Here is a 13,007-nt window from a genome sequence, read left to right as displayed (position 1 = left end):
ATGGGCGCCGTCGCGACGCCCGTCATGGCCGAGGGATTGCGACTTTCCGGCAGCTCCTCCAAATCCCGCGCCGACCAGTTTGCCCGACAGACACGTCTGATGGATTCGCGTCTTTCAACGCAATACCAGCAATCGACACGCCTGCAGCCCGGTGGGGCCAAAACCAATGTCGTGGTCGAGGAAGCGGTCAATATTCCGCGTTATACCGGTCGCCGCACCGAATATCTGCCCCATGCCCGCGCCGCCGCACAGCGCAACGGCATCCCCGAGGATCTGTTCCTGCGGCTGGTCCAACAGGAATCGGGTTGGAACCCCAACGCCAAGTCGCATAAAGGCGCGATGGGTCTGGCACAGCTGATGCCCGGCACGGCGGCAAAACTGGGCGTGAATGCCAGCGATCCGGTGCAGAATTTGAATGGCGGCGCGCGGTACCTGCGGATGATGTACAACCAGTTCGGCAATTGGAACCTTGCACTGGCGGCCTATAACGCCGGTCCGGGGGCTGTGCAGAAATACGGTGGTATTCCGCCATATCGCGAAACGCGCAATTATGTGCGGATTATCGCAGGCGGCTAAACGGATGAAAAAAGGGCCCTTCGGGGCCCTTTATCATTGTCAGCTGCGAAGTCCGGTCTTTTTCAGCAAACCCTTACGCTTGGCTTCATAGTAATAGCCCCGCGCATACCAGCCGACTGCCTTGTCAGGATCGCCATCGGCCACCATCCATGCGCCGCGCAGATATTTGACGCCGTAACGCAGGTTGGTATCGGCATCCAGCAATCCTGAATCCGGCCCCCGATACCCCATCGTCCGCGCCGTCTGTGGCACGATTTGCATCAGCCCGTAATAGGGGCCGTTGCGGGCATCGGGACGGTGATGGGATTCGCGCAAAATCACCCGCTGTACCAATGACGATGGTACGCCGTAATGGCGCGACCAGAAATTGATGCGCTGGCGCAGATAGGGCGTTTCATTGGGATAAAGACCGCTGGATTTCAAGCGGCTTGGTTTGCTGTTGCTGCTGTCACCGCAAGCGGCCAGTGCCAACAATGAAAGGACGGCAAAGCGCCGCCCCATCATCATACCGGTAGTTTTTGGGGGCATGGCCCCCCGATCTGCCGCCAGAGTGGCGTCAGACATGGATTGCCCCGCCGCCACAAGCCAAAGCAGCTTCGCGCACGGCTTCCGAGACTGTCGGATGCGCGTGGCAGGTCAGGGCCAGATCCTCGGCGGAGGCACCGAATTCCATGGCTACGCAAACTTCGTGGATCAGATCGCCAGCCGAGGGGCCGATGATGTGGCAGCCAAGGATACGGTCAGTTTCCGCATCGACGATCAGCTTCACAAAACCGTCGGCCTGCATCATCGCCTTGGCGCGCGCATTGCCCATGAAGGGGAACTTGCCGACCTTGACCTTACGGCCACCGGCCTTGGCAGCCTCTTCGGTCAGGCCGACGTTGGCAACCTCGGGGGTGGTATAGATGACGCCCGGAATCACGTCGTAATTCACATGACCATGCTTGCCTGCGATCACCTCGGCGACGGCCATGCCTTCGTCCTCGGCTTTATGGGCCAGCATCGGGCCGGGAACGGCGTCGCCGATGGCATAGATGCCTTTGACGCTGGTCGCCCAATGCTTATCGACATCGACATAACCGCGATCGGTCATCTTGACGCTCAAGCTGTCCAGACCCAGACCATCGACGGTCGGGCGACGGCCTGTAGCGACCAGCACGCAATCCGCCTCGATCACATGTTCGCTGTCGTCTTTTTTCAGGGCATAGGTAACTTTGCCTTTGCCGTCAGTGACCTCGGTGCTTTTGACCGCTGCGCCCAGAACGAATTTCAGGCCCTGCTTGGTCAGCAGCTTCTGGAATTGCTTTTGCACTTCGGCGTCCATGCCGGGCGTGATGACGTCCAGATATTCGACAACCGTAACATCCGCACCCAGACGCGAATAGACCGAGCCCAGTTCCAGCCCGATGACGCCTGCACCGATAACGACCATCGACTTGGGGATATTGGGAAGGGCCAGCGCACCGGTGCTGTCGACGACAACGCCGCCTGCATTGTCAACAGTGACGCCTTTCAGTTCGGAAGGTACCGAACCGGTGGCGATGACGATGTTCTTCGCCTCATGCACGGTGTCGCCGACCTTGACCTTGCCAGCGGCCTCGATTTGGGCCCAGCCCTTCAGCCAGTCGATCTTGTTCTTCTTGAACAGGAATTCGATGCCCTTGGTGTTGCCGTTGACGGTGTCCTGCTTATAGCCCTGCATCGTTGCCCAATCGACATCGACCTTTGCATTCATCAGACCCATCTTAGCGAAATTTTCGTGCGTTTCATGCAGCATATGGCTGGCATGCAGCAGCGCCTTCGACGGAATACATCCGACGTTCAGGCAGGTGCCGCCAAGGGTTTCGCGGCCTTCGACGCAAGCCACTTTCAGGCCCAGCTGTGCGGCCCGAATGGCGCAGACATAGCCGCCGGGACCGGCGCCGATCACGATCAGATCATACATGGAAATTCCTTTCTTTCGGACCGCAGGACAGGGGGCGTTGCGCCGCCCGTATCTTGACGGGATATTTTACATAAGCGTTCAGAACAGCGCCGCCACAATCATCACAACGGTCGCGGCAAATCCAACCGCCCAGATGACAGAGCGCCAAGGCACCCAGCCAAGGACATAGGCAGGCACATAAAGGATGCGGGCCAAAAGATAGACCCACGCGCATACTGCCGTCAGCCCCGAGGAAGCATCGCCAATCGTCACCACGACCACCGCAAGGGTGAACATGATCAGCCCTTCGAAGTGGTTGTTGAAGGCGCGCTGCAAACGGCCCGCCCGTCCGGTCAGCTGGGTCGAGATATTGTCGCGCGGGCTAAGTGCCGCAGCACGCCCGACCTGACGCTGCGCCACGACGGAATATGTGGCGAATTGTGCGACCTGTAACAAACCGGCAAGCGCAAGTGCGGTAACCTCGGCGGGCATGTTACGCAGTCTCCAGGAAATGGGCATCGCTGGCGGTGATACCGGCCTGCGTTTCAAAGACCTTGGCGGCACCCTGCAGATAATCGCGGGCCGCTTTGGCATCATTCACCTGATACAGCGCCCATGAATGACCGTCGCCTTCGGACCAGAGCTGCAGCAATGACAATCCATTGCGTCCCCGATCTTCGGCGTCGGCATCGAATGCCGTGCGGAAATCCGTGATGTTCTGGTGGGTATAGCGGATGATCAGCTGCATGATCTTGGCTCCGGTAAGGGTGGGATCATTTTCTGCCCTTGGCGCGAATGATGCAAGTCCGATCACATAACGCAGCGGGCGAAGGTGGAAGGAAACGCAACGGCGCGGCCTTCAGATCCATCCTGATGCGCATAGACAGGAAAAGGGGCCCGCCTAAGCGGACCCCCGATATCAGATCAAAGATCCATCAGCAGGCGGCGCGGATCTTCCAATGCTTCCTTGACGCGAACCAGGAAGGTCACAGCACCTTTGCCGTCAACGACGCGGTGGTCATAAGACAGCGCCAGATACATCATCGGACGGATCACAATCTGACCGCCGACAACGACCGGACGCTCCTGAATCTTATGCATGCCCAGAATGCCCGACTGCGGAGGGTTCAGAATGGGCGAGGACATCAGCGACCCATAAACACCACCGTTCGAGATGGTGAAGGTGCCGCCCTGCATTTCAGCCATCGACAGTTTGCCGTCGCGGCCTTTCAGACCCAAAGCGCCAATTTCTTTCTCGATCTCAGCAAAGCTTTTCTGGTCGGCGTCGCGGACAACCGGAACCACCAGACCCGAGGGCGTGCCAACAGCGACGCCCATATGGACGAAGTTCTTATAGACAACATCGGTGCCGTCGATTTCGGCGTTAACTTCCGGCACTTCTTTCAGCGCATGGCAGCATGCTTTGACGAAGAAGGACATGAAGCCCAGCTTGACCTTATGCTTCTTTTCGAAGGCATCTTTATATTCGTTGCGAAGCTGCATGACGCCGGACATGTCGGCCTCATTATAGGTGGTCAGCATCGCCGCGGTGTTCTGGGCGTCTTTCAGGCGGCGCGCGATGGTCTGGCGCAGGCGGGTCATCTTGACGCGTTCTTCACGGTCGGCGTCGCTGGCCGATGACGGCGCGCGGGGCGCAGCAGCAGGCGCTGGTGCCGATGCTTTGGCCACGTCTTCCTTCATAACACGACCGTCACGGCCCGAACCCTGAACCTGATCACGGCTGACGCCTTTTTCGGCCATGGCTTTTTTGGCCGACGGCGCATCCTCGACGTCCGAACGCAGGCGGGTTTCTTCGGGGCCTGCGTTTTTCAGCACGGTTTCCTGCGCGGTTGCAGGGGCGCTTGCTTTACCGGCGGCACCTTCGGTGATGATGGCCAGACGGGCCTTGGCATCGACCGTCGCGCCTTCTTCGGCCAGAATTTCGGCCAATACGCCCGCGGCAGGGGCCGGAACCTCGACCGAGACCTTATCGGTTTCCAACTCGCACAGCATCTCGTCGACCTCGACGCTGTCACCGGCTTTCTTGAACCAGGTTGCAACGGTCGCCTCGGTGACGCTTTCGCCCAGGGACGGAACCATCACGTCCACAGATTTACCGCTCATCTTGTCTTGTCCTTCGGGTGTTTCGGCGGCCTTGGGTTCTTCGGCCTTCTTGGTGGGGACAGCGGCACTGCCTGCCTCGTCGATCTGGGCCAGCAGAGCATCGGGGCCGACGGTTTCACCTTCGGCTGCCACAATTTCTGCCAACACACCAGCCGAGGGGCTGGGCACTTCGACGGTGACCTTATCGGTTTCCAGCTCGCACAGCATCTCGTCGATCTCGACGCGGTCGCCGGGTTTTTTGAACCAGGTGGCGATGGTGGCCTCGGTGACGGATTCGCCCAGTGCGGGCACGCGGACTTCGGTTGTCATCGGATCATCCTTCAAGGTTCAGTGCTTCGGCGACCAGCGCCGCTTGTTCAGTTTTATGGCGCGATGCCAGACCGGTGGCGACCGAGGCAGCAGCATTCCGACCGGCATAGCGGGCGCGCGAATGCTTGGCACCAAGACGTTCCAGCACCCATTCCAGATAGGGTTCGACAAAAGTCCAACCGCCCTGGTTCTTGGGTTCTTCCTGACACCAGACAACCTCGGCCTGCTTGAAGCGGCCCAGTTCCTTGATCATCGCCTGTGCGGGGAACGGATAGAACTGTTCCAGACGCAGCAGATAGACATCGTTGACGCCTGCTTCGTCGCGTTGTTTCAGCAAGTCGTAATAGACCTTGCCCGAACAGACGACGACGCGCTTGATCTTGTCATCCTCGACCAGTTTGGTGGGCGAAAGACCGCGCTGCGCATCATCCCACAGCACGCGGTGGAAGGTCGAACCGGTCTGGAATTCTTCCGCCTTGCTGACGGCCAGCGGATGGCGCAGCAGCGATTTCGGCGTCATCAGCACCAGCGGTTTACGGAAGCCACGATGGATCTGGCGGCGCAGGATGTGGAAATAGTTGGCCGGCGTCGTGCAGTTCGCGACGATCCAGTTGTCTTCCGCACAGCCTTGCAGGAAACGTTCCAACCGGGCCGAGCTGTGTTCGGGACCCTGACCTTCGAAGCCATGCGGCAGCAGCATGACCAGACCGGACATTCGCAGCCACTTCTTTTCGCCCGAGCTGATGAACTGGTCGAACATGATCTGTGCGCCATTGGCGAAATCGCCGAACTGCGCTTCCCACATGACCAGACTGTTCGGTTCGGCCAGCGAATAGCCGTATTCAAAGCCCAGCACCGCATATTCCGACAGCATCGAGTCGATGACTTCGTAGCGTGCCTGATCTTCGGTAATGTTGTTCAACGGATAGTAGCGCTGTTCGGTCTTCTGATCGGTAAAGGCCGAATGACGATGGCTGAAGGTACCGCGGGTGCTGTCCTGTCCGGCCAGACGAACGCCGTGACCTTCCGTGACCAGCGAGCCGAAGGCCAATGCTTCGGCGGTGGACCAGTCAAAGCCTTCGCCGGTTTCCAGCATCTGCTTTTTCGCCTCGAGCAGGCGACCGACGGTCTTATGCAGGTTCATGCCTTCGGGCACTTTGGTCAGCGCAGCGCCGACACGGGTCATCACCTCGGGTGAGATACCGGTTTCACCGGCAACATATTCCGCACCTTCGCGCGACAGGCCGGTCCATTTGCCATCCAGCCAGTCGGCCTTGTTCGGCTTATAATTTTTGCCGATCTCGAATTCTTCATTCAGATGCGCCTGGAACGCGCTCTTCATGTCATCGATCTCGCCTTCAGGGATCAGACCCTCTTTTGCAAGACGGTCGGTGTACAGCTGCAAGGTTGTCTTGTGCCCCTTGATGCTGTTGTACATCGCGGGGTTGGTGAACATCGGTTCGTCGCCTTCGTTGTGACCGAAGCGGCGATAGCAGAAGATGTCCAGAACAACGTCCTTGCGGAACTTCTGGCGGAATTCGGTGGCAACCTTGGCGGCATGGACCACAGCTTCGGGGTCGTCGCCGTTGACGTGGAAGATCGGTGCTTCCACCATCAGCGCGATATCCGTCGGATAGGGCGAGGTGCGGCTGAAATGCGGTGCAGTGGTGAAACCGATCTGGTTGTTCACGATGATATGCATGGTGCCGCCGGTGCGGTGACCGCGGATACCCGACAACTGCAGACATTCGGCCACGACGCCCTGACCGGCGAATGCCGCATCACCATGCAGCAGGATTGGCAGCACCGAGGTGCGCGCCTTGCGGTCGCCCATCTGGTCGGTCTTGGCGCGGGCTTTGCCCAGCACAACCGGGTTCACAGCCTCAAGGTGGCTGGGGTTCGCGGTCAGTGACAGGTGGACATTGTTGCCGTCGAATTCACGATCCGAGCTGGCCCCAAGGTGGTATTTCACATCGCCAGAGCCATCCACATCCTCGGGCTTGAAGCTGCCGCCCTGAAATTCGTGGAAAATGGCGCGGTAAGGTTTGGACAACACATTGGCCAGAACCGACAGACGACCGCGGTGCGGCATGCCGACCACAATATCCTTAACGCCCAAGGCACCGCCGCGCTTGATGATTTGTTCCATCGCGGGGATCAGCGCCTCGGCACCGTCCAGACCGAAACGCTTGGTGCCCATGTATTTAACATGCAGGAACTTTTCAAAGCCCTCGGCCTCGACCAGTTTGTTCAGGATCGCACGGCGGCCTTCGCGGGTGAAGGCGATTTCCTTGCCATAACCTTCGATCCGTTCCTTCAGCCATGCAGCCTCTTCGGCGTTCGAGATATGCATGTATTGCAGCGCGAATGTGCCGCAATAGGTCCGCTGCATCAGGTCGGCAATCTGGCGGATCGAGGCAACCTCGAGGCCCAGAACATTGTCGATGAAGATCGGGCGGTCCATATCGGCAGGGCCGAAGCCATAGGTTGCAGGCTTCAGTTCGCCATTGTCAGGCACGTCGCGCAGACCCAGCGGGTCCAGATCGGCGTGCAGGTGACCACGGATGCGGAACGCACGGATCAGCATCAGCGCGCGGATGCTGTCCAGCACGGCCTGACGCATCTGGTCGGTCGTCAGCTTGACGCCTTTTTCTTCCGCTTTGGCGGCAATCTTCTTGATGGCGGCATCTGCATCGCCCTTGGACGCAGCGGGCCATTCGCCCGTCAGCGCGGCGGTGGTGTCATCCTGCGGGACGGGGGGCCAGTCGGTACGCTTCCAGCTGGCGCCTTCAGCCTCGCGGACGGCATCGGCTTCGGCATCGCCAAGATCGCGGAAAAACGCGTCCCATGCCTGATCGACCGCAGCCGGATCCTTGGCCCACTGGCCATAAAGCTGTTCCACATAGGCCGCATTATGGCCCTGCAGGAACGATGAATCGTGGAAATCAGAGTTTTTTGGCTGGTCGGTCATGGCTGGTCCCCGTTCAGGGCAAGGAGAGGGAAATGCGGTGTCAGGCGCAGTGGATATCGAAGATGCGGGCGCCGGGATCGGCAAATGGGTCAATGCGCGGCTGTTGGACAATGCGCAACGGCGCCCGTCGTTCCAACCCGCATAGCGCCACCGCTGCCTGCGATTCGGCATTTGGCGGTGCGGTCGAGGGGTGATAGATCACCCGCCAGCCGAAATCCCTGCGCGCGACTGTCCGCACCGAGGCGGGCGGAAGACCGCTGGCCTGATGCAGATTAGTGCGCGCCGGAATGCCGCCGGGCAGAATGTCGGTCGTCATGCGATCACCGCAGGACGCAAGGGTCAGAAACGCCAGCACCGACAAAGGAAATCCACGCCCGGTCGCTGGGTGCGTCCGGCATGGCTGCGGCTCGGGGGCGCGCTGTCCAGTCAATGTCACGGTTCTGTCCCTTCATACTATCTGCCCCCCATAGTTAGACGTGGGGGGCAAACAGTCAAATCATCAGGCGTTGATCGCCTTCAGAACGGCTTCGCCAAGACCTGCGGGGCTGTCTGCAACGACGATACCGGCCTTTTTCATGGCTTCGATCTTCGATTCCGCATCGCCTTTGCCGCCCGACACGATCGCACCGGCATGGCCCATGCGACGACCCGGAGGTGCGGTGCGACCGGCGATAAAGCCTGCGGTCGGCTTCCACTTGCCCTTGCGCTTCTGCTCGGCCAGGAATTCGGCTGCTTCTTCTTCGGCGGAACCACCGATTTCACCGATCATGATGATGGATTCGGTTTCATCGTCATCAAGGAACATCTGCAGCACGTCGATGTGTTCCATCCCCTTGATGGGGTCGCCACCGATACCAACAGCCGAGGACTGGCCCAGACCGACGTCGGACGTCTGCTTGACTGCCTCATAGGTCAGGGTGCCCGAACGCGACACAACGCCGACCGAACCACGGCGGAAGATGCTGCCCGGCATGATGCCGATCTTGCATTCGTCCGGCGTCATGATGCCCGGGCAGTTCGGGCCGATCAGGCGCGATTTGCTGTTCATCAGGGCGCGCTTGACGCGCATCATGTCCAGAACCGGAATACCTTCGGTGATCGCGATGATCAGCGGGATTTCGGCGTCGATGGCTTCCAGAATCGAATCCGCTGCGAACGGGGGCGGGACATAGATCACGCTTGCATTTGCGCCGGTCACGGCCACGGCTTCATGGACCGAGTTGAAGACAGGCATGCCCAGATGGTCCATGCCGCCTTTGCCGGGGGTCACACCGCCGACCATCTTGGTGCCATAGGCGATTGCCTGTTCGGTGTGGAACGTGCCTTGGGATCCGGTGATCCCCTGGCAGATGACTTTGGTATTCTTGTCAACGAGAACGGCCATCATGGCCTCCTTGCGTAGGGGTGCGACTTGGCGCACCGATGTTCCGGAACGCCGCGCCAGCAAGGCGCGGCCAGAGGATCATGCTTAGCCTTTGACCGCTTTCACGATCTTCTGCGCTGCATCCGACAGGTCGTCGGCTGCGATCACATTCAGGCCGCTACCCGCAATGATCTCTTTGCCCAGTTCGACATTGGTGCCTTCCAGACGGACCACCAGCGGAACCTGCAGGCCGACCTCTTTCACGGCGGCAATAATGCCTTCCGCGATGATGTCGCAGCGCATGATGCCGCCAAAGATGTTGACCAGAATGCCTTTGACGTTCTGGTCGCTGGTGATGATCTTGAAGGCCTCGGTGACCTTTTCCTTGGTCGCGCCGCCACCTACGTCAAGGAAGTTGGCGGGTTCGGCGCCGAACAGCTTGATGATGTCCATAGTGGCCATGGCCAGACCGGCACCGTTCACCATGCAGCCAATTTCGCCGTCCAGCGCGATGTAGTTCAGGTCGAACTTGGAAGCTGCCAGTTCTTTGGCATCTTCTTCGGTTTCGTCGCGCAGGGCCAGCATGTCGGCCTGACGATAAAGGGCGTTGTTGTCGAAGCCCATCTTGGCGTCCAGGCACTTGATGTTGCCTTCGGGCGTCACGATCAGCGGGTTGATCTCCAGCATCTCCATGTCTTTGTCGATGAACAGGCGATACAGGTTGCGAACCAGCGCAACACACTGCTTGACCTGCTGGCCTTCCAGACCCAACGCGAAAGCAACGCGGCGGCCATGGAAATCCGACAATCCCGATGCGGGATCAACGCTGAAGCTGACAATTTTCTCGGGGGTGTTGGCGGCAACATCCTCGATGTCCATGCCGCCTTCGGTCGAGGCAACAAACGACACGCGCGAGGTCTGGCGATCAACCAGCATCGCCAGATACAATTCGCGGGCAATGTCCGAACCGTCTTCGATATAGATGCGGTTGACCTGCTTGCCTGCGGGACCGGTCTGGTGCGTAACCAGCGTGCGGCCCAGCATCTGACGGGTCAGTTCTTCGGCTTCGGTGACGGATTTTGCCAGACGAACGCCGCCTTTTTCACCGGCTTCGGCTTCTTTGAAATGGCCCTTGCCGCGTCCACCTGCGTGGATCTGGGCTTTCACAACCCAAAGCGGGCCGTCCATTTCGCCTGCTGCCGACTTTGCTTCGTCGGCCTTGGTCACGATGCGACCATCGCTGACGGGCGCGCCGTATTGACGCAACAGCGCCTTGGCCTGGTATTCGTGGATGTTCATCTCGACCCCCTCATTCGGTTCGACAGATTTGGGGGCAATGTTGCATATGGGAAAGGGCCACTAAAACGTTTTTCCCTTAAAATGCAGAAAACAGGCGGGTTCTTGCTTAATGTGATCACACGTTGAAACGCTGTGATCACAAAGATTGCGACGGATGGCACGGGCTGCTTGATTCGGATGCGCTTTGCCGGCGACCTAGTTCAAAAGCAGCATATACAGAACCGCACGGCCGCCGAACATTTGCAGGAAGGCTTCCAGATTATCCGATCCGACGGTCAGGCCCGGTCGCAGATAGGGCAGGGCGGCGGTCCCCTGAACCCAATCCGCCACCCCGACCGGTTGCGGATCTTGCAGCCACATGGACAGATCAACGCCATATCCCGGCGCAAAACGCCAGAAAGGGACCAGCATCTTGCCCTTCAACACCTGATCCATGTCATCCAGCACCGTCAGCCAAAGCGCCCCTGTCCCCTCGGGCAGAACAAAGCCCGCAGCAGCCTGTTGGGTGTTATTGGGAATCCATTCGCGATCATTGTCGGTTTCCGCCTTCACGGCCTGCCAGAAATCAATATTTGCGGTCACCATATCCTGCAAATGACGGCTGGCGGTGCGGGTCAGTTCGGGGTCCGGCTGCTGGCGCAATGTCTGCACAACCACGGCAAGGCGATCGACCAGCGGGCCGTATTGCTGTGCCTGCCGGTGCAGGTTCGGCGCACGCGCCATCTGTCCCGGAGGCTGGGCGAATTGCTGGGTCAATATGTCTGTCAGCTTGATTTGTTCCGCCAGCGCAGGCGCGGGATCGAAGGCAAGGACCAGCGTGGCAGCAGCCTCGACCAGATGGGTATAGGCGCGCAGCCAATGCATATCGGACGTGTCAAAGCGGATCGGGGTCAGGTCGTCTGTACGAAAGAAGACGGTCAGAGGGACCAGATCTTCATCCTTGGTCCGGATGCCGTCGGCGTTCACATCCAGCCATAGATCGTCCAGATCCAGCACCAGCGCCGCATCGGTGGCGGGCAGGGCGCTGCGGGTGTTCTGCATCGCCTGCGCCAGATCGGTCATGATGGTATTAACGGCGTCGGCCTGCATCGGCTGCGGATCGGGGTTAGGTGGCAAAGACGTGCCGAGCAGGGGCAGCGGCACCAGTGGTTCGGTCGCACCAATGCGCCAGCGGGCCTGATATCCAGCCTCTATTCCTGCAAGAAAGGTCACAGCCGACAGCGCCATGTCGCGTTCCGGCGAGGGTGGTTGCGCCGACAGCGTTTCAGCCGTGCGCGCCAGCCCCGTTTCGGCAATCATCCCCGAGGTGGTGGTATCATCCGCAAAGGCCGGACCGGCGATCAGGCTTAGAACAGCAAGCAAACGGCGCATCCGGCACCCCTTTGAATGTGAAAACGGCGCGCCAAACATGGCGCGCCGTTCCCAAAGTCACAAGTCGCCGGATCGATTATGCCAGCGAGGCGTCGATGCCCTTACAAGCCGCGACCAGACCTTTGACGGCGTCGGTCGACTTGTCGAACATCGCCTGTTCGTCCTTGTTCATCGCAATCTCGATGACTTTTTCAACACCGTTCGCGCCGATCACGGTCGGAACGCCGACATACATGCCGTCAAGGCCGTAAGCGCCCGACACATGTGCCGCGCAAGGCAGAACGCGCTTCTGGTCTTTCAGATAGGCTTCGGCCATTTCGATGGCGCTGGTCGCGGGCGCATAGAAGGCGCTGCCGGTTTTCAACATGCCGACGATTTCTGCGCCGCCATCACGGGTGCGCTGGACGATGGCGTCCAGTTTTTCCTGCGTGGTCCAGCCCATCTTGACCAGATCGGGCAAAGGAATGCCTGCGACGGTCGAATAGCGGGTCAGCGGAACCATGGTGTCGCCGTGGCCGCCCAGAACGAATGCGGTAACGTCCTTCATGGACACATCGAATTCCAGCGACAGGAAATGGCGGAAGCGTGCCGAATCCAGAACGCCAGCCATGCCGCAGACCTTGTTATGGGGCAGGCCGCTGAATTCGCGCAGCGCCCAGACCATCGCGTCCAGCGGGTTGGTGATGCAGATCACGAATGCGTCCGGTGCGTGGGCTGCAATGCCTTCGCCGACCGACTTCATGACTTTCAGGTTGATGCCCAGCAGGTCATCACGGCTCATGCCCGGCTTGCGCGGAACGCCAGCGGTCACGATGCAAACATCTGCGCCGGCGATGTCGGCATAGTCGTTGGTGCCCTTCATGCGGGCGTCAAAGCCTTCGGACGGGCCCGACTGGGCAATATCCAGTGCTTTGCCCTGCGGCGTTCCTTCGCTGATGTCGAACATGATGACATCGCCAAGTTCTTTCATCGCAGCCAGATGTGCCAGCGTGCCGCCAATTTGCCCCGCACCGATAAGTGCGATTTTGGGTCGGGCCATGGGTAACCTCCGAATACATTATGGAATGTTG

The 13,007-nt window shown here is 59.6% G+C and carries 12 protein-coding genes; 1 reads left to right on the top strand and 11 read right to left on the bottom strand.

Features of this window, described 5'->3' with window-relative positions; all coding sequences use genetic code 11:
- Nucleotides 1-576: a lytic transglycosylase domain-containing protein gene (locus DWB67_RS01620; RefSeq protein ID WP_119806146.1), complete on the top strand. Its 576-nt coding sequence runs from the start codon at nt 1-3 to the stop codon at nt 574-576.
- A 39-nt stretch (nt 577-615) separates the two neighbouring features.
- Here the strand turns inward: DWB67_RS01620 and DWB67_RS01615 are convergent, their stop codons facing one another.
- From DWB67_RS01615 to mdh, 11 genes are all read right to left on the bottom strand, one after another.
- A complete protein-coding gene (locus DWB67_RS01615) occupies nt 616-1,080 on the bottom strand; it encodes a transglycosylase SLT domain-containing protein (protein WP_370453563.1) in 465 nt (154 codons plus the stop codon).
- A gap of 52 nt (nt 1,081-1,132) precedes the next feature.
- Nucleotides 1,133-2,527 (bottom strand): dihydrolipoyl dehydrogenase, encoded by a 1,395-nt coding sequence (gene lpdA / locus DWB67_RS01610; RefSeq protein ID WP_119805740.1) that lies wholly within the window; start codon nt 2,525-2,527, stop codon nt 1,133-1,135.
- Between the two features lie 72 nt (nt 2,528-2,599).
- Complete coding sequence (locus tag DWB67_RS01605; RefSeq protein ID WP_119805739.1) at nt 2,600-2,992, bottom strand: MAPEG family protein; 393 nt, start codon at nt 2,990-2,992, stop codon at nt 2,600-2,602.
- 1 nt (nt 2,993) lies between these two features.
- The gene (locus tag DWB67_RS01600; protein ID WP_119805738.1) at nt 2,994-3,248 is read right to left on the bottom strand and encodes a hypothetical protein; all 255 of its coding nucleotides are present in this window, start codon (nt 3,246-3,248) and stop codon (nt 2,994-2,996) included.
- Nucleotides 3,249-3,424: 176 nt separating this feature from the next.
- On the bottom strand, nt 3,425-4,933 hold the full coding sequence (gene odhB / locus DWB67_RS01595; protein ID WP_119805737.1) for a 2-oxoglutarate dehydrogenase complex dihydrolipoyllysine-residue succinyltransferase: 1,509 nt from the start codon (nt 4,931-4,933) through the stop codon (nt 3,425-3,427).
- Nucleotides 4,934-4,937: 4 nt separating this feature from the next.
- A complete protein-coding gene (locus DWB67_RS01590) occupies nt 4,938-7,904 on the bottom strand; it encodes a 2-oxoglutarate dehydrogenase E1 component (RefSeq protein ID WP_119805736.1) in 2,967 nt (988 codons plus the stop codon).
- Nucleotides 7,905-7,944: 40 nt separating this feature from the next.
- On the bottom strand, nt 7,945-8,220 hold the full coding sequence (locus tag DWB67_RS01585) for a hypothetical protein (protein WP_182911459.1): 276 nt from the start codon (nt 8,218-8,220) through the stop codon (nt 7,945-7,947).
- Between the two features lie 183 nt (nt 8,221-8,403).
- Complete coding sequence (gene sucD / locus DWB67_RS01580; RefSeq protein WP_119805734.1) at nt 8,404-9,288, bottom strand: succinate--CoA ligase subunit alpha; 885 nt, start codon at nt 9,286-9,288, stop codon at nt 8,404-8,406.
- A gap of 84 nt (nt 9,289-9,372) precedes the next feature.
- Nucleotides 9,373-10,566 carry an ADP-forming succinate--CoA ligase subunit beta gene (gene sucC / locus DWB67_RS01575; protein ID WP_119805733.1) on the bottom strand — a complete coding sequence of 398 codons (1,194 nt, stop codon included), beginning with the start codon at nt 10,564-10,566 and terminating at the stop codon, nt 9,373-9,375.
- 195 nt (nt 10,567-10,761) lie between these two features.
- The gene (locus DWB67_RS01570; protein WP_119805732.1) at nt 10,762-11,937 is read right to left on the bottom strand and encodes a hypothetical protein; all 1,176 of its coding nucleotides are present in this window, start codon (nt 11,935-11,937) and stop codon (nt 10,762-10,764) included.
- Nucleotides 11,938-12,013: 76 nt separating this feature from the next.
- A complete protein-coding gene (gene mdh, locus DWB67_RS01565) occupies nt 12,014-12,976 on the bottom strand; it encodes a malate dehydrogenase (protein WP_119805731.1) in 963 nt (320 codons plus the stop codon).
- Nucleotides 12,977-13,007: the final 31 nt, after the last annotated feature.

Source organism: Paracoccus sp. JM45 (assembly GCF_003590715.1).
Classification (GTDB): Bacteria; Pseudomonadota; Alphaproteobacteria; order Rhodobacterales; family Rhodobacteraceae; genus Paracoccus.
The sequence above is the reverse complement of the archived record's forward strand: the minus strand, read 5'-3'. Positions and strand labels throughout refer to the sequence as shown.

Coding starts and splice junctions, on each gene's coding strand:
- DWB67_RS01585 (WP_182911459.1), bottom strand. CDS start 8,220: ATGACGACCGACATTCTGCCCGGCGGCATTCCGGCGCGCACTAATCTG.
- sucC (WP_119805733.1), bottom strand. CDS start 10,566: ATGAACATCCACGAATACCAGGCCAAGGCGCTGTTGCGTCAATACGGC.
- odhB (WP_119805737.1), bottom strand. CDS start 4,933: ATGACAACCGAAGTCCGCGTGCCCGCACTGGGCGAATCCGTCACCGAG.
- DWB67_RS01600 (WP_119805738.1), bottom strand. CDS start 3,248: ATGCAGCTGATCATCCGCTATACCCACCAGAACATCACGGATTTCCGC.
- DWB67_RS01620 (WP_119806146.1), top strand. CDS start 1: ATGGGCGCCGTCGCGACGCCCGTCATGGCCGAGGGATTGCGACTTTCC.
- DWB67_RS01570 (WP_119805732.1), bottom strand. CDS start 11,937: ATGCGCCGTTTGCTTGCTGTTCTAAGCCTGATCGCCGGTCCGGCCTTT.
- DWB67_RS01605 (WP_119805739.1), bottom strand. CDS start 2,992: ATGCCCGCCGAGGTTACCGCACTTGCGCTTGCCGGTTTGTTACAGGTC.
- DWB67_RS01590 (WP_119805736.1), bottom strand. CDS start 7,904: ATGACCGACCAGCCAAAAAACTCTGATTTCCACGATTCATCGTTCCTG.
- mdh (WP_119805731.1), bottom strand. CDS start 12,976: ATGGCCCGACCCAAAATCGCACTTATCGGTGCGGGGCAAATTGGCGGC.
- DWB67_RS01615 (WP_370453563.1), bottom strand. CDS start 1,080: ATGATGGGGCGGCGCTTTGCCGTCCTTTCATTGTTGGCACTGGCCGCT.
- sucD (WP_119805734.1), bottom strand. CDS start 9,288: ATGGCCGTTCTCGTTGACAAGAATACCAAAGTCATCTGCCAGGGGATC.